The organism is Paenibacillus germinis, assembly GCF_013141785.1.
Classification (GTDB): domain Bacteria; phylum Bacillota; class Bacilli; order Paenibacillales; family NBRC-103111; genus Paenibacillus_E; species Paenibacillus_E phytorum.
Window position 1 is genome coordinate 1 of the sequence record NZ_WHOC01000057.1, and the last position, 16952, is coordinate 16952.

19 protein-coding genes are annotated in these 16952 nt (G+C 38.4%); 4 read left to right on the forward strand and 15 right to left on the reverse strand.

The genetic code is table 11. The features are described 5' to 3' along the window. Positions 1-113: 113 nt before the first annotated feature. Complete coding sequence (locus GC102_RS10820) at positions 114-674, reverse strand: helix-turn-helix domain-containing protein (RefSeq protein WP_171689533.1); 561 nt, start codon at positions 672-674, stop codon at positions 114-116. Between the two features lie 339 nt (positions 675-1013). Between GC102_RS10820 and GC102_RS10825 the strand changes: the two genes are divergently transcribed. Then, positions 1014-1202 (forward strand): hypothetical protein, encoded by a 189-nt coding sequence (locus tag GC102_RS10825; protein WP_171689534.1) that lies wholly within the window; start codon positions 1014-1016, stop codon positions 1200-1202. A gap of 156 nt (positions 1203-1358) precedes the next feature. Here the strand turns inward: GC102_RS10825 and GC102_RS10830 are convergent, their stop codons facing one another. The 4 genes from GC102_RS10830 to GC102_RS10845 all read right to left on the reverse strand — a co-directional run bounded on the left by GC102_RS10830 (position 1359) and on the right by GC102_RS10845 (position 4079). Then, entirely contained in the window at positions 1359-2201 is an 843-nt protein-coding gene (locus GC102_RS10830) for a tyrosine-type recombinase/integrase (RefSeq protein ID WP_171689535.1), read from the reverse strand. A gap of 305 nt (positions 2202-2506) precedes the next feature. After that, on the reverse strand, positions 2507-2719 hold the full coding sequence (locus tag GC102_RS10835; RefSeq protein WP_171689536.1) for an alpha/beta-type small acid-soluble spore protein: 213 nt from the start codon (positions 2717-2719) through the stop codon (positions 2507-2509). Positions 2720-2773: 54 nt separating this feature from the next. Beyond that, positions 2774-3304 (reverse strand): RsfA family transcriptional regulator, encoded by a 531-nt coding sequence (locus GC102_RS40025; protein ID WP_171689537.1) that lies wholly within the window; start codon positions 3302-3304, stop codon positions 2774-2776. Between the two features lie 334 nt (positions 3305-3638). Continuing rightward, positions 3639-4079 (reverse strand): hypothetical protein, encoded by a 441-nt coding sequence (locus GC102_RS10845; protein ID WP_171689538.1) that lies wholly within the window; start codon positions 4077-4079, stop codon positions 3639-3641. A 299-nt stretch (positions 4080-4378) separates the two neighbouring features. Here GC102_RS10845 and GC102_RS10850 point away from each other — a divergent pair, with 299 nt between their 5' ends. Further along, a complete protein-coding gene (locus GC102_RS10850; protein WP_036634585.1) occupies positions 4379-4789 on the forward strand; it encodes an HNH endonuclease in 411 nt (136 codons plus the stop codon). Between the two features lie 173 nt (positions 4790-4962). On the opposite strand, the gene GC102_RS10855 is transcribed toward GC102_RS10850, so the two are convergent. The 6 genes from GC102_RS10855 to GC102_RS10880 all read right to left on the reverse strand — a co-directional run bounded on the left by GC102_RS10855 (position 4963) and on the right by GC102_RS10880 (position 9726). After that, the gene (locus tag GC102_RS10855; protein ID WP_171689539.1) at positions 4963-5550 is read right to left on the reverse strand and encodes a kinase; all 588 of its coding nucleotides are present in this window, start codon (positions 5548-5550) and stop codon (positions 4963-4965) included. A 162-nt stretch (positions 5551-5712) separates the two neighbouring features. Continuing rightward, complete coding sequence (locus tag GC102_RS40305; RefSeq protein WP_171689540.1) at positions 5713-6171, reverse strand: pentapeptide repeat-containing protein; 459 nt, start codon at positions 6169-6171, stop codon at positions 5713-5715. 409 nt (positions 6172-6580) lie between these two features. Beyond that, positions 6581-7147: a suppressor of fused domain protein gene (locus tag GC102_RS10865; protein ID WP_171689541.1), complete on the reverse strand. Its 567-nt coding sequence runs from the start codon at positions 7145-7147 to the stop codon at positions 6581-6583. 169 nt (positions 7148-7316) lie between these two features. Further along, on the reverse strand, positions 7317-7775 hold the full coding sequence (locus GC102_RS10870) for a GNAT family N-acetyltransferase (protein WP_171689542.1): 459 nt from the start codon (positions 7773-7775) through the stop codon (positions 7317-7319). Between the two features lie 151 nt (positions 7776-7926). After that, positions 7927-8361 carry a hypothetical protein gene (locus GC102_RS10875; RefSeq protein ID WP_171689543.1) on the reverse strand — a complete coding sequence of 145 codons (435 nt, stop codon included), beginning with the start codon at positions 8359-8361 and terminating at the stop codon, positions 7927-7929. Positions 8362-8757: 396 nt separating this feature from the next. Beyond that, a complete protein-coding gene (locus tag GC102_RS10880) occupies positions 8758-9726 on the reverse strand; it encodes a helix-turn-helix transcriptional regulator (RefSeq protein ID WP_246320858.1) in 969 nt (322 codons plus the stop codon). Positions 9727-9833: 107 nt separating this feature from the next. Here GC102_RS10880 and GC102_RS10885 point away from each other — a divergent pair, with 107 nt between their 5' ends. Both GC102_RS10885 and GC102_RS10890 read left to right on the forward strand, forming a co-directional pair. Then, a complete protein-coding gene (locus tag GC102_RS10885) occupies positions 9834-10313 on the forward strand; it encodes a hypothetical protein (RefSeq protein ID WP_171689544.1) in 480 nt (159 codons plus the stop codon). A 49-nt stretch (positions 10314-10362) separates the two neighbouring features. Then, positions 10363-10839, forward strand: a complete 477-nt coding sequence (locus GC102_RS10890; RefSeq protein ID WP_171689545.1) for a GyrI-like domain-containing protein — start codon at positions 10363-10365, stop codon at positions 10837-10839. A 327-nt stretch (positions 10840-11166) separates the two neighbouring features. Here the strand turns inward: GC102_RS10890 and GC102_RS10895 are convergent, their stop codons facing one another. The 4 genes from GC102_RS10895 to GC102_RS10910 form a co-directional block, all read right to left on the reverse strand. Beyond that, complete coding sequence (locus GC102_RS10895) at positions 11167-12333, reverse strand: hypothetical protein (protein ID WP_171689546.1); 1167 nt, start codon at positions 12331-12333, stop codon at positions 11167-11169. A gap of 242 nt (positions 12334-12575) precedes the next feature. Then, positions 12576-13037 carry a hypothetical protein gene (locus tag GC102_RS10900; protein ID WP_171689547.1) on the reverse strand — a complete coding sequence of 154 codons (462 nt, stop codon included), beginning with the start codon at positions 13035-13037 and terminating at the stop codon, positions 12576-12578. Between the two features lie 290 nt (positions 13038-13327). Then, positions 13328-13792 carry a GNAT family N-acetyltransferase gene (locus GC102_RS10905; protein ID WP_171689548.1) on the reverse strand — a complete coding sequence of 155 codons (465 nt, stop codon included), beginning with the start codon at positions 13790-13792 and terminating at the stop codon, positions 13328-13330. Positions 13793-14440: 648 nt separating this feature from the next. Then, the gene (locus GC102_RS10910; protein ID WP_171689549.1) at positions 14441-16666 is read right to left on the reverse strand and encodes a CAP and S-layer homology domain-containing protein; all 2226 of its coding nucleotides are present in this window, start codon (positions 16664-16666) and stop codon (positions 14441-14443) included. Positions 16667-16952: the final 286 nt, after the last annotated feature.

The window sequence follows — 16952 nt, forward strand, 5'->3', positions numbered from 1 at the left end:
ATTTATCAATAAGTACTTTATAATATACTTCAATTCAACTAAAAACAAAAATACAACTCTGAAATTCCCGTCATGGAATTCAGAGTTGTATTTAATAAGTGGAGTTTTCGACTTTAGAAATCGTACTTTAAGGATATATGGAGCACTGTTTCGCTATCCGTATGATTGGTATAAGAATGAGGACAATCTGCACGAAAACTGATAGTATCATATTGATTCAATGTGTAAATCTCTCCATTGACTTGAATTTCAATGGAACCAGTCATGACTGTCGCAATTTCAGTTGTATTGACATGATGACCTTCAGGCTGATACGAGCTATTTGGCTGTAAGTAAGCCCGACACATTTCAATATCGTTACTTTTAAAGATTGGTTCAATGATCCAATTTTTTTGATCATTAGAAAACCGCAGTCCTTCACCTGCTCGATACAAACTAGCAGAGTCTTCTGATTTGAATAAAGCCAATAGCGGTAAAGATATACCTTTTGAAATTTTCCATATAATCGCCAAAGTTGGATTTGTCTCGCCACGTTCGATATTCCCCAGAGTAAGTTTGCTTACGCCCGTTAGTTCCGATAAGTCGTCTAAGCTCATGCTTTTTTCTTTTCTGTACTTTTTCAAGGCAACACCGATTTGTAATACAATTTCTTTTGATTCATTGATTTCATCCATTAGATTCACCTCAACAAAAAACAGTTATAGCTAGTATATTATTTATTTAAATTCTTTTCCATACGAGTAGTATTTGATGGTGGACTACACTCCTATGAAAAAATAATCTACCCGTTTAGTTTAATGAAACTTCGTCAGTCTAATACTTTATTTTTCAGTCTAACACTATATTTTTCAGTCTAAAACTTTATTTTCTTCTGATACTTCCCAAAAGAACAAATTGAAACTTCTCCGCAATTAACCATAATTTATTTACATTTTTTTCTAAATATTTCTAATCTTAATATATAATCAAGTAACACCGTCTATAGATGGATACATTCTGGAGGTTCTTTAGTAATGATTAAAATGTTGTCAACCGATATAGAACTTTTCGCCGCAGCATTATCACAAGTATATGTTGTCGTAAGCAAAGATGAAATGCTCGACAATGCTGGAATTATTCGTGAATATTGCAAGGATTTCGTGAGAGTTGGAGACTCCTGGTTCGCTCGAAATACGTATCAATTCAATGTAATATTAAAATAACATAAACTAGCAAATGAATTGTGCTAAGCTAGGCTTATAAAACCGAACAATCAATTACTTCTTCTTGTTTTAATACCATCCAACTTAAGTGTTGTATCAATTAGCTAATAGTCCCCCACTCTCATCTCTTGAGTAAGGATAATACATTGTTTAGTCTTAAAAATAACGACGATATAATTCTCTCCTACGCTCACCGCGTAGTTGAGCGTAAATCTGAGTTGTAGATGCTTTCTCATGTCCAAGCATCCCCTGAATAAATTCTAACGGTGCACCGTTATCTAACAATTGACAGGCATAAGTATGACGGAATCGGTGTGGATATACATTCGCAGTGATATCACATCGTTTAGCTAACTTTTTCAAAGACCAACGTATCGTAGGAATCGTCAATCGACGAATAGGATTCGTTTCGGTGACAAACAATGCTTTACAAGTATCATTTCTGTTCTCCAGGTACCTCTTAAGCCAAACCTTACACTCCGTAGTAAAATAAACCTCTCTTTGTTTTGATCCTTTACCATTCACAATAGCAGAGCAGTTCTCCCAGTTGATGTCTTCGAGGTTTATTTTCTGTACTTCTCCAACACGACATCCTGTGCAATATAGAAACTCTAATAAAGCATGCTCTCGATGAGAGTGACATGAAATCTTAAGATGAATTACGTCCTCCTCAATTAGAAATTTTGGAATTCGTTTGTCCATCTTTGGTTCTCTCAACTTAACAGAAGGATTCCGCGAGAGATGTCCTTCTTCAAATGCAAAACGAAAAAGGGAACGTACAAATCGAATACGATGGCCTAAACTACTAGGTTTTAGTCTCTCTGATACCTTAGCCAAATAGTCTTTAAGTAAGATTAGAGTTATTTCCTCTAGTTCAAGATCACCAAGTTCAAGAACTAACATCTTTAATTGTAGAGAGTATGCTTTCATTGTGTGTGAACTAAAACCTAAAATACGTTTATCAGCTTCATACAGCATCCACAGATCCCCTAATTTCATATTAAAAACCCTCCCAAGTTTTGTTATCTCTAGTTTTGCTAGAAATAGGAGGCTTTAATCCTATGTTTCAATATTAAGCACTCGAATAGTGATTATCTATCTGCACAGGAATCGGAGACTCTTAATAATGTACGTTAAATAATTTCGGCTTACGCAAAAATATGATCCTCATGTATTCTAAACAATGAAAAGTAGATTCAAGATTTACTGACGAAACTCTATTAATTAAGACAGAATAAAAAGACTGCACTCACCTAAGGAATAGGTGATTGTAGTCTTTTGGGTTGCCTGCAAATATCATCAAATTAGTATCTAAAGTTTCCTGTAGAACCTGAAAGTTGTTGTTCTGCTATTTGTACTAACCGCTTAGTTATGTTGCCACCAATCGAGCCAGCATCGCGTGTAGCGAGGTTTCCATTGTATGCCTGAAGCTGAATCCCTAACTCTTGAGCGACTTCATACTTTAGTTGATCCATTGCTGCTTTCGCTTGAGGAACTGCTAATGTGTTGTTAGCCATGATATTATTCACTCCTATCTTGATGTGTTATTACACTGTGGAGTTTAGTGAATATTATACATGCGTTAAGCTTTTTGCCCTTTTCATTATTTGAAGAAATGCATCAAGATCCTCTTGGGCTAAAACTTCAGGGGAAGCTTGTTGCTTTTGTAATATTAATTCATTATTTTCTTCCCTAAGCCTAATGTTTTCTTGAAGCAACTCATCATACTTTTGCATTTGGTCATTGGCTATTCTTATGATCTTTTGCAAAGCTTCATTATAAGAAATAGACTGTTCAACTGGAATATCCGTGGATAAACTAACACTAGATATAGTAACTACTTGCTTTGTTTCTTTTTGTGCTGGCTTCTGCTTAGACGACAATCGATTTTGTTTTGCTGAATGTATTTCATTTTCATACTTTTTCCTGATGTCTTTATTCCACCTGAATCCGCAGGCAGCAGCGGTACGATTAATTTTAGCGGCGGCCTCCTCAAAAGCTGACAATTGTGTGCTGCCAGACCTTATATGAGATAATACTACCTCGGCTAATAATAGATCATGTTCGTCATTCCATGAGTCCTCACGCTTTTTCTCACCCAAACTCTAGTCACCTCTATCTATTAGTATTTATTATTAGAAGTCTTACCTGTAATATTAAATTTATTCAAAGTTAATGCATAAAAGACCCACATATAGTATATAGGTCTTATTATAATCAGTAATATTAGGAAATTAGATCCCACGTGGGTTTTACAATTTACAAAAAGTCAACCTTTGTAAAATTATTTTATACTTAACTCACAAAGCCACTACTGTTTTTTGAGTATCTTTCCACGTTATCCTGCCTTTTAGGGAGAAACAAAAAGCAGCTGCCGAAGCAACCGCTTTTGAACTAAAGTTCTGCCGTTAGCGTAATGATTCGTTTGCTATGTGTCTATTGGCAAAGCTGAAATGCTTTAATCAACAGACGACCCAAAGCTTCCTTATCCACGGGTAATTCGACTTCAAATTTAGATTTGTCTACACTAACGTAACCACTACCTTCTCTTCTTGTGGCTAGAAACTTCATTACACTGCTATCCTTATTGAACTCTATAATTACATGTACGTGCTCTTTTTGAAATAACACTTTTGATTTAAAGCCTAGAAAATCTTGAACTTTCCCTTGCATTTTCTCATCCCACACTGGTTCCCTTAAACAAATGCCTAATGAATTCTCGATTTGCTCTCCTAAAGATTCGGGAGTATAAGGGCTCTTTATTGTAAGAATCCTGTTAGTAGCAGCATTTATCCCGATAGGATTCGTTGCGGTTGCATTTAGGAATATTTCTTGTCGCTTGTTCATATAAGCCGTGACGATATAATAAACTTGCAAATTTAAGGTAACTCCTTTCGAGGACATATTATATTTTTATTGAAAACAATTACGTTATTATTCAATGCCTCTTCCACGTTATCCTGCCCGTTTGCTTAATGCTAAAATCAACATCGAGTTTTAACAGAGCCTAACAAAAAAAGCCCCGCGGGAGCTTTCCCAGCGAGGCTTCTTGTTATCGAGCTGCTAAGGTATTTAACATATCCGATACTCCTCTCGTCTCCAACAGACATAACCACGTATCAAATAAACAAATTGTCTGTGGTTATACTAACTTTAGCCTTAGGAGGCGATTGACTATGATACGAGTACTCAATGTGGATGGCCAAAAACTAACCCCATGTTTACTTCACCGGGCTTGGAGGGAAGTTAATCGAGCCCGTGCAGTCTGGATCGACGAGCAGACAATCCAATTACTTTACAACCCATTTTTATTTCGAGACTATCGAAAAGCTGCATTAAAACGGGATCATTACACTTGTTTGTGGTGTGGACGTCCCGCAACGACTGTAGATCATATTGTCCCTTCAAGCAAAGGAGGCTCAGATCTTCCCCAAAACTTACTCGCTTCTTGCATTGAATGCAACACGAAACGAGGAAACCGTTCAGCGTTCTCATATCTTTTAGAAAAAGTATTTTCCGTGCCGAATTCTATCAAGCTCTGTTACCGCATCATTAAAGCTAAACATAACCATCGTCGAGCGAACTGATGTAAGTACTCTTCACCGCCTTGAGGCGGTTTTTATCTTTATAGGGCGTCCAATTGGCATAGTTGTTTCCTAATTGGGGAAGCAGGAGGAGTAAATGCGGTTCATATGCAGGTTGCCGTTTCTTCATGTTTATTGAGCTATCGTTTCCGTTAGTTTAATCCCACGAGATAACGTCAAGAACTTAAAACCATGTCTGCCTTGGACAGCGGGCATAACGTGTTTAAGTAGTAATCTTCTGCTTTCCAATACCTTGTCTTGAATTTCTCGACATGCTGTCTGATATTTGCTGATTCACGTTCAAAACGTGTTTGCCTTGGGCAATCCAAATAAACAACGAAATCAAAAAACTCCCGCCATTCCTTCCGTTGAAGAAAAACACCCTCCACGATAATAATGCAATCATGTGGTATTACAACCGTCCGTTGGATTATTTCATCACTTTTCGAATTGTAAAATGGGAGGGTCACTTCTTCTGCATCTCGTAATTTCGCAAATAACTGCTGACTTAAATACTCGACATCCCATTGCAAGTTGTAATACTCATGCCATTCTTCAAATCCTGTATCATATCTCTTCTTGCGTTCCACGATGTAATCGTCAATGTGAAAAACACAAACCGTTTTCTCATTATCAATTAACCCTTTTCGTATTTCTTCTACAATCGTCGTCTTACCAGCTCGACTTAACCCATCAAAACCAAGAATAAAGCGTTCGTCAACATACCGATTCAAAATGGCTTTTAGTAATGTACCCTCTTGCATCTGTTCACCTCCTCGTTTACTATTACGCCCAAATCATCCATTACATTAAACTCCCGTTAGCACAACGCGACTGCCCAATTATGCTGGCAGCCGCGCCGTAGTTGTTTATTATGCTATATTTCTCCGTTAGTTGAATAGTCTCTAAGTGAAGTATCCATTAAATTAGTTCAAATTCTTATTATATTGTTCTAATAAATCTTTAATCAATACTCCATCAATACTTAACCCATTAATATTACAATTCTTAAGTTCCACGTTTGTAAGATTACATGAATCAAATATAGCTGTACTCAAATCACTGTTTTTAAAGATTACTGGCTCCACGTTTACCCAATTGTCAGTTCCAGGCTCTTCGAGTAAATGACTTTTCTCCGCTGATGGACGAACAATATTCTCAAATATAGTTCCTCCCATTTGAATCATATCAATAGTTACATTCGAAAAATAGATATGATTCCATTTAGAATTCACAAAATTCGAATGGGCAATTGAAGTATCCCTCAAATCATTATATTTAAAAGTCGCCCCTTTAAAACAAACCTTATTTATCTCTTCGTTTCTTAAATCCTGCAATTCCAGTCCATTATTTGAATCCAATACTTTCTTTTCTGTAAGTGGCACTGCAAACATCCTTTCATTATGAATTTTTAGAATCGTCATGATTGAATAGGATTTAATATTCGCATTAAATCTCCGTTTTCCTTTTTATGTAAATAACTTTTTTTGTACTTTTCCAATTATAATTCCCCATTTATCCTCATAGCTCTGGGCTGCTACTAAAAGGTTATCAAAAGAATATGAATACAGCTACCACCACGCAAATCTGCCCTTTAGTTTAGTAACGGCGATATATTATTATGACCCAAACCATTATTACTGAAGGGCAGAGAAAGTCTAAAAGAAGCGACGAAAAAGTTCTCTTCGGCGCTCGCCGCGAAGCTGGGTTTCTGGCGGCGGATAAAAGAAGACCACCCTACGATGGTTAATCGGAAGGTGGTAAGAAGAATCATAAATTGTGTATAAGAAACTTTCAGACAATACTTAATCTATTAAAGTCAATTAAATCAGGATTTATATCAACTAACATGTCTTCAAACTTATCCCATCCATACTTCTTGATAAAGTCTGCTTCCTGAGAGGTTATTGGTATTACCCATGCTTGTATGATTGCTGTCTTATTGTCAATGTCGAATGTGAAAAATTCATCGGTGAAATATACTGGGGATGTAATATATAGAGCCTCCAGATCCGAGTTATCAAATATTTTACCATTAGGACCAATAACATCACCTCTTAAATAAGCTCTTTTGTTTTTCAATGCTAATTGACCTATTTGCTGAAGAATACCTGGAATATTATTATCTCCGAAAGATGCATACGCATTAAATATTAGTTCTTGTCGTATTTGTTTTCCTGACACAATAGATGTCAAATTTTCATTACTCAATCCTAATGTTGAGTATGAAACAGTACCTGGAAAAGGCCCTCCGGCATACTTTACAATCTTAAATGGAAGTTTTTGATCATTCTCATTCTTACTCCAACCATATTGAATGGTTCCCAGATACTTTTCTAAAAATTCAGTATATTTATTCATTAGTCTTTCCTATTCCCTTCTCTTCGGTTACAAGATGGACATAGTTTTCCACCATTAGGTCTAGGTTCTGCTTCATCCCAATTTCTTTGTACTGTTGGTTTTCTAAACCCTCCACGATCCGTTACTAGCCCTCAAGGATTCTGATACTCGATAGAACTAAAGTTCATCGTTAGTTTAGAAATAACATGTATATTTCCTTATCGGAAAACCACTTAAACCCTAACCGTTCATACAATCTTCTAGCAGGTTTATTTACGGAGCTCGTGTCTAGCTGAATTCTATTCGCATTCTTTAGTTTAGCGATTTGTACCGCTCTTCTAACGAGCAACTGAGCAATCCCAAGCTTTCTAAAATCGGCTATAACATAAAGGTCTTGAATTCTTAATATAGGCTGTCCTTTTGTGGTGGAGAATCCCCAATTTGTCGCAATAAACCCGACAAAGTCTCCAGCAACTTTTGCCATAAAAAAATCAGCATTATGAAAGTCTAAGAATCGTTCGAGGCTTTCCTTACACTCATCTTCGTGGCTTTTCCTATAATCACCGTTGGGATACATATAATTTACCAGAAGATGACTTGCCTCATTAAGAAGGTTTTCGGTTAGCTGCACAACTTCTGCCTCGGGCATATACAACACTCCTTTCCCATTCACTTCCAATGATACTGAACGAATGTAAATTCGTAAATGCCATGTGCAACATAACTGACCCTTAGTTGAGAAAACGGCAGCCATCATGCCGGCTGCCGTTTCTTCGTGTTACTTAAGCTAAAGTTCACCGTTAGCTCAATACAAAAAGGTCATATGGATCCAAATGTTTAGTCACCTTGTCTAACTCTGAGGAAGGGAACCAGTCATTTTCTGCAGGGGGTCCATATTTTATAGTATGTATGACCGAATTCGAAGATAAAAAGATGTTATGATGAATTAACGGCTTGAATGTCACACTTTCTCCTTCCCTTAATAAGCACATATGTAATTCAGCCTCTTTTCTTTCTGCATACACGATCCATCCTGATTGAACAACATAAAACTCAGATACTAACTTATGATAGTGGCTATTCTGCCAAGCTCCCCTCTCTGCAGCTACTGTCCGACAATACGAGCTTCCATCCACTGAACAGTTTAATCTAAATCTACGCTCCCCATTCTCCATAACGTCAAACTTAGTTTCGACACCAAAAGAACGTGCTTCTTCTACAGAGATTCGTTGCATAAGCATCCCCCAAAAATACTGTTTTTAACTACTATAGATATGATAAGTATCTATTCAATATTAACACATATTGGAAGTATCCTGCCCGTTAGCGTAGCGCGGCTCCGTTGCAAGCCGGCGTTGTTAGTTAGCTCCCCCCAGTTAAAACAACCAGAAACTGAAGTGATTAAGAATACATAAATATCCATATCTTAGCGCGATCCGTCGGGAATGTCCTCCAACTCTTGTCATCTGATTTTGACAAGAACTTGAAGACATAAAAAGAAAAAGCCGCATCACATGCGACTTTTTCTCACCCGACAGCCTCTTACTTCCAATCGTGGTAAATATCTCTTCTTTGCTAATTCGTTAATCCTCTACTGGTTTATCGCAAAAAAGAAAAATCTCAGATAAGACTCAAGAGAATCTTAAAGTGGCTAAACGCTCTTCCAAAATCACACACAGTTCATCAGGAATCCGTTCAAACTTGACCCCTTTCCCCAAAAACAAAAGCCAATCCGCATAATACGCCAGCGCCTCAACATCGGTCACATCCAATTGAACATTGAAAATCCCGCTCGACTGAAACATCCCAGTTAAGGACAGAATTATCCCAGGCGGGTGCATACGCTTAAAGCGCTGAATCCCAATCGTATCAAGTTTCACAACAAGATTGGATTCACGTGCACGTACCAGTTTCTTGTTTAAAATCTCTTGTTCAGTCCACTTCATCTCCCGCTCAGAAATTGCCGAATCCCGCAGCATCTCAACAGGCAAATAAAGAAACTCATCCGTATCAAAATTATAAACCTCGACCAGCCACTTAGCGTTCGAGTTAAATATATGCAGCAAAAAAACGTCCAGTAACTGCGGCCAGCCAAGACTCAGCTCATAAGTCACGCGTAAATGCTTATCCCGCACAGCAAGCGAAATCAGCTGGTTTAGCTCCGCAGGCGCCGCATCATCGAGCTCCAAAAGATTCGGATTGGCGGGATTTGTATTTTCGAAAAGCAAGATATTATTCAGCTCGATCAACTCGTCTTGCTGGGTTTGCGACGCGATGCCGATAAGTTTTTCAGTGATTGAGCGGCGATTTTGCAGATAAGGAAGCTGCGAATTTTTCGAGGCGATAAAGCTGATAAAAATCGCCTTCAGCTCTTCTGTCGTGAAGCGAGCGGCAGGCAGATATTGATTTTGCAGGACATTGTATCCGCCACCGCGCCCAAGCTCGGACGTCAGCGGAAAACCCATCGCCTGAATCTCGTTTATGTCGCGGATCGCCGTCGCGCGGGAAATCTTGAACTCTCGCTGAATCTCGGCTATCGTAAAATGCGCGCGGTTATTGATGTAACGCATGATCAGGTTCACTCGTTCTGTTTTCTTCATGATTTTATTGTATCATTTCTGTTTTCAATAAAGAGTATCAATTTTTGATACATTTAGCAAATAGAATCAGTCTTGTAAAGAATAAATCCCACAAAGGAGAGAACAAAATGTCTAACTACTACATCAAAACAATCTCAGAAAACTACAAAATGACTGCTTTCGGTGTTTCATTTGATGACTACAACGACTGGGCAGGTAATGCAGCAAAAACTGCAGCGAAAAAAGCTGAAATCACTGAAAACGGCAAGCTTGCTGAACTTCTCGCACTCGCGGACGGGCAAGAATATCAAATCAACTACAACCTCGACCGCAAGCCTTGGCGCGGCTTCGGCGTAATGGGTGAGTTCAACGTGGAAGGCGCGGTCGTCCTCGATTTCCTCGCTGGCGATTACATCGTCGTGCCTGGGACAGGTGCTGACAAAGACCGCCTTGCTGACGAAATCACAGGCAAAGTTTTCGGAGGCCTGATCCAAGAAATCACAGAATACAAATACGTTGGTCCTGGTAACTCAACGTTCGTTAAAACAAATGAAACAGGTGAATTCTACGGCGAAATGTGGCTTCGTGTAAATAAAGTCGAAAATTAATCCTTGTAAAAACCTCCCAGAAGTTATACCGGATAAAAGGAGCACTCACATGGCAGTGTACACACTTGAACACAAAAAATCATTCACATTGATCGCTTATGGTTTTTCAATCCAGTCGAATTTTCAAGACATGCCAGCTTTACAAAAAGAAAAAACCGAGTTTTGGAACAGACTCAAGGCTGACGGGCGTTTTAACAAGCTCAAAGACGCTGCAAAAGATGATCGCGAATGGTCAGTCAACGAGGTTTATCAGGGAAAACCGTGGAATTATTTCGCAGTAGAAGCTGGCAAATCAGTGGCTGACGCAACGCGCATCATCGAGTTTCCAGAGAGCGAGTACATCGTGGTCGCAGGAAATGGCGACAAGGAAACTTTGTTTGATCAGCTGACTTACCGTGCTTTTGGCGAAGTCTTGGCCCAAATCACTGATTATGCTTACATCGGTGGTCCAAATGCGACTTATCGCAAAGATAACGGCAACGGCACTTTCTACGGGGAATTTTGGGTGCCTGTGGTTAAAAAATAAGGGAATTCTTTAGTAAAACAGGCTGCCATCAATTAGTCGGCTACCTGTTGCGTTATATTGAACTATCGTGTCCCGTTAGAGTCCTGTTATTCTCTAACATCATGTTTCTCTCCGAAAACGGGAAGTATCATTTATATCAAGTTTTTAAAATACTGAAGAGTCTGCTCATATCTATCTTAAGTGATGTACCAAAGTATGCTCAAAAAAAGACAGTCAATAACTTTTGTTTAAAAGTCGATGACTGTCTTTTTATTAAGCTATCGTTTCCGTTAGTTTCATCATAAAGTGGATACATTTCCATTAAAAACACGTACCTCCATTAATGGTTTACAATGCTTCAACCCAATTCACTGCATTTTCAAAATCGTTAATTGCTTCCTCCGTATCCTTTGAATTGGGCATCAATGAAGAGTGAGCAATCTTATGTCGATACCTATTTCTATGACCATCAATCTTCGTCCAAAGTGTTGGGTTATGCACTGGAAATGACTGTCCTGTTCGCTGTCTTAATTGTTTATTACATCTTTTATGAAATCTAACTTTTGTATCTTCTAGGTAAGTATCAATTTCTGCTTGTGTTTTACCATTAGCGGTCATCTTCTCAATGATCTTGTTTTCAACTGCAACTTCAAGTGCCGCGGAGCTATTTATTATGGCAGAACGATACTCACCTCTTTCAGCAAGATTTCGAGCCATAATAATTAAGTCTTTTGTCGGTGGTATGTCATAGCCATGAATAAGCCTATCCTTGAGGGTTGTCATTTCAGCATCTTCAATGTCAGGCATCCACTTTTGATACGGCATAATACTTGGAATTTTTGAACCATGCTTCATTGTTTCATAATGTTGTCCATCAATAAATTTTTGAACATACGTTCCAGCAAGTGTATGCATAGTTATTGACTCAACAAAGAAATCACCTCGTAAGTACGAATATTGCTTAATGAACTTATTTAAAGCCTCATGGTACGGGTATACTAGCCCACCTAATCCAGTTAGGGTTTTGTCAATTATGTATTCCTTTTTTGCTTCCAAAAGTTGATCCGAGCTATAGTTTCCAAATTCTTCAGTCGCTAGTCTCGTCAAATCATCAGTATCTGCATACTCAATTCCTGCTCTAATCATTTTCGATTTAATTTTTTCAATTAAGTTTTCATCGGTTACAAGCGGATACATTGAGTCTTGAAATTCAAGTCCAACCTCAAACGAACAACTTATGTAACTCTTACAAGGTGAGAAAGCATAATTTGCGATTTGATTTCTTACAATATAATTTTCTAATTCAGCTTTCTCACCTTCTAGATACGTGGCTGTTCTGGCATTCGCAAAAGGATTAAAATGCACTCTAAATATATCATCGCGCAATTTAAGAACAAAGTCTTTCTCTTCCGTTGGGCTTATTTTTACCTTGACCGGATATTCATCATTTGGCAGTTGAATCATGAACGGTAGTTCGTTTGTAAATAAGACCTTTAATTTCACTTTGTCACCCATTCCCTAAAATAACCATTTTGGTGAGTATTAACCTTTCGACATATGGTATCATCTTTCCTTTTAATCATGTTCAAATAACTCGCTCAGCGGATGAACAAGAACTCGCTCTTGTATTGTGACTGTTTGGGGATAATTAAAAAGGCAAGGCAATAAACTGCCCGTTAGCTCAACGAGGCTGCCGATTTATGCCGGCAGCCTCGTTCTGATGATTGTTAAGCTATAGTTTCCGTTTGTTGAATGGTTTACGGCATCTTCATGGATCTCCATGGTGATCCAGATTTATACTCTGTAATAAACCAACCCTCATCCTTCTTTTTAATAATAACTTCATCATAATAGGTTTGTTCATTTCCGTATCCATCCAGTGCTATAACAGCAACTGTCGCACTTCTTTTGTTTATCCCTCTCCAATTTATGCTTTTTATAGAGTGTCTCTTTATTTCTCCATACCAATGTCTATCGTTATCTAACAACCCATGTGCCACGTTCGCTTTTCCTTCATTTGATAGGTTAGGATTTTGTGAGTATTTATTGAAATCTGCGTATTTGTACATTTTTGAATAGTCTTTATCTATAAAAATACTATAGAAACTATTTATCACTGGAACGACAAATTTACTATCCTTACTTTTAGTCCAAAAAATAAAAACAATTGATGTTACTATTAGTAAAATCATAGATGAGTACAGTAATTTTTTTCTCATATTTTCTAACCTCATTGTTGAATAATATACAACTATATTAGAATCCCTTCGTTCTATAGCTATAGCTTAACACAGTAAATAGTTACCATCTCCTGTATAATATCGTTAATCTTAACATTTTTTACGAGTTTAAAGGAGCTTTCGAACTATTCTGTCCATTAGTTGAGAAAAGGCTGCCGATTTGCAGGGCAGCCTTTGTCTTGACGTTAATTGAGCTATAGTTCTTCGCTTTCTACAAACCTAACTGGACACTGTAAATTTTCCGTTTCGAGCAGTGACTCTAATATGCATTAATGCACGATCATTTTTTCGAATGAAGTGATGGATAGATTGGGAGCTACCTCGATATCGCCGATTGCTTGAAAGTTATGTTTCGAGTACAGCTGTTTCGCAGGAACATTTGCTGCTCCGGTTGAAACGATGATTTTAGTGCAATCGGTTGCAAGCGTTTGAATGTGTGTGAGCAAAGCGTTTGCGATTCCGCGTCTGAAACTGTCGGGATGGACGATTAGGCGGTGAATATCCAGGACTGCGTCTTCGATTTTATAGGAAATCGCGCCAAGTAGCTGCATCGTGTTGTCGTCAAAGTAACCATAGAACGTTTCATCGCATTGCTGCAAGGAATCAATCGTGTCTTTAAGTGGCGGCAGGTCATGCGACCGAATGAGCTCTGCTTCAGCTAAGTAGGACGGAATTTGCACGTCCAGCACCATTTTTGCGTTATAGTCAAGTTCGATTTGAATAGGTTTAATCATTTGCTTGTTGAATCTCCTTTTATAGTAGAATTTAGCTATGTACAGATCCTGTAATATCACAACTCTGTAAGCAACGTATTCAACGAGTGGTGCCTTTACATTGAGCAGGCATCAAGTAACCTTCTTAGGTAAACCGTGCCCTATGGGCATCGGCGCATGTGATTAGAATCCGATGAGGCTAGGCTCATTGTTATTTCTAACTTGATGCAACATTAATCCCCTAATACTTCTTCTTTATACTATATACAAAGTCAATTATGGAATAGGGAAAGTTTTTGTAAAGATAATTAATCGTTACTGCATTAAACTGCCCATCCCTCGGTTTTAAGGGTTTATCTCAGTACATTTTCTATATTTTTGAGACTAGACGCTATGTAAAATTTCATATAATTCCCTGTTTCAGCCTTCTAATCATTGCAGTTATATATTAACACTTATTGGAAGTATCCTGCCCGATATCTTAATGGGTGAGAGGCTGATTATCAAAATAAAAGCCCGCCTGAACGTTATATAAGTTCAGACGGGCTATTTTATTATGTCACATCATATCAAACATCGTGACTCGTAAACGTTCTAAGCACATCCCCTGTCAATTAATAAAACAAATTAGAGGCAGCCTTTTCTTGCATTATATAATAATTTCTTGCACTAAAGCGGGCGTTTTTTAATTTGTGATAGACCATTCTCCAGGATGTTCTTAATAAATTGCAGGGCTTCAGCACGAGTAAGATTCTCGCTACCCTCGTAGCCACTAATCGTAGCGCTATTTTTGCCATTGGAATAATGTTTATCCAGCAGGTGTTGAATCGCCTCATCGCCAGACTTATTTACGCCGTCAATACCGGAAATAATCTCTGCAACGCTTTTACGATTAATGAAAGAATCACGGGTGCTTTCTTTATTGGAAGTCGCAAAGTTATACTCCTTTGCAAATTCATAATATTTATCAGCCCAGTGTGCGGGAGCAGGAACATCCTGGAGTGTAACTTTATATGCTCGCAGCAGCATCGTAATAAACTCAGCCTCTGAGACGAATTTATTCGGTTTAAAAGTTCCATCCTCATATCCATCAATGATGCCTTCCTTTGTTCCCCATTCAATTGCTGAATTAGCCCAATGATCTTTAATGTCACTAAATATAGTAACTTTATTAATCACCTGCTTTTTCTGGCCCAACACTTTAACGTTCATAGTAGCAGTTTTATTTTGATAAGTCGCCTTCACTACAATATTATCCGCTGCTGTTTTGCCTGTAATATAACCGTTGCTTAACTCGATCATACTTGCTGGATCGATGCTATATTGAGCCTTGGTCGTAATATCTTCATTCGTGCCGTCTGTATAGAAAGCAGTGAGTATGAACTTTTCTTGTTTTCCAACAGCAATCTCCATATTCTTGGATAAGAACTCCGTGTTAGTCAAGTTTATGGCCTGCGTTTCAAAAGACCAATCATTTGTTACCTTCGTCCCTCCAGCTACCCCTTCGAAATGAACTGTATATTTAGTTCCCGATTTCAATGGACTTTGTGGAGTAAGAATGACATCAGCAGATCCAATGCCAGGCATGATAGATTCATCTGTACGATAATAAGGCACTTCATTGTTTTGTTCATCTTTTATCGAAGCAGAAGTGAACACAAGCTCTCTCATGTTGCTGGTGGAAATAGAGATTGGATAACCCACCTTCGCTCCCTCTTTGTGGTATGCCCTTAATGGGTTAGGCGCCTCGTTTGCATACCAAAAGATTGGCACGTCTTTTTGATTGTTATATGGATAATAGGCAGTATACGTATTTCTGTAACCCTCATCCGTACCATAGAGGTTTTCGAAACCTAAATTTAATACCGTATTATTAAGGGTTCCGCTTGTATTAATACCCACCCCGACATCCTGTGAGTGAGGAGATAGCATGATTGTTCGATGCAGCGGAGCATCAATAAGGGATTGGACCCCGCGATTGTTTGCGTTGTCTGTAGGAGATATAACCTCGCCGTAACCGTTTCTATATCCAAAGACATTGATCCGATTATTTATACCACCATTGTTTAAGTCCTCATCATGCAAGCTCCCTCCTTTTGCACGAATCTGTTCTATTTTCTGCTTAGCTAAATAATCACTATGATGTTGTGCGGAGTTATTCAAATACTCATTTTCTACAAGCGCTTTAAGCCCCATTTTCGCTCGAATGTCGTTCAAATACTGAATCGCAGTGATCTTCTCTGGACTATGGAATCCGAATTGGCCTGCTGTAGCGCCTGGCGCAGCGCCGCCAAGACCGGGTTTCACATTTACAATAATGGTGTCAGAGCGCCCCTCAAAATTGGCTGTGATCGTTGTAGTACCAGGACTCAGCGCTTTGATTTTGCCCTCTGAAACGGTTGCCACATCTGGTTTGCTGCTGACGAAATTTGCTGTTGTACTTAGATCTATTAGATTATACATATAATAAGCGGTAATTGAAGCAGGGGTATACTGGCCAGCTAGAAGCTCGATCTCATCCTTCTCAAAATTTATTGAACTAGGCCTGATCACGTTGACTGTTCTAGTGTGAGTTTTGCCTTCATAAGTGACGGAAACTACCGTAGAACCGTATGAATGGCCTACAAGTGTTCCATCCGGGCTTATTGTAGCGACAGCAGTATTGGATGAATCAACTGTTGCCGGGTAGATGGAATTAAAGCTTTTCTGGGTAAGGCTCTCATCTACAATTTTCACAGTATACGACAGCGGCACATTTGGTGGAATATCATACTGGTAGTAATTCTGTTTTTCGTAGTTTGGTACGAAATCGACCGCTAACGTTCGAGCTTCCGCAACGGACGCCAGTGTGAAAATAAGAATAGTTACAAGCAAGAGTGATATTGTTTTCTTCATCTTCTACTCCTTTTGGGGGTGGTATGTTTTGGTAAGCCATTCATAACATATTCAACCAGATAAACGAAAAACCTTCCAAAATTCGACATTATTTTTATTATGAGTTATATCGGAGTATTTCACATAAAGGCTAAAGCAATCTCGCCCTACTAAAAAAGAAGCGTTCACCCATTCGAGTGAATGCCAAATACTTTAATTCTTTATATAAGAAAATTACCTTTCTACTATAAAAAGAACCGTATGTCGCCACTAGTGCGTTATTTAAATTTACCAGATTATTGAATTA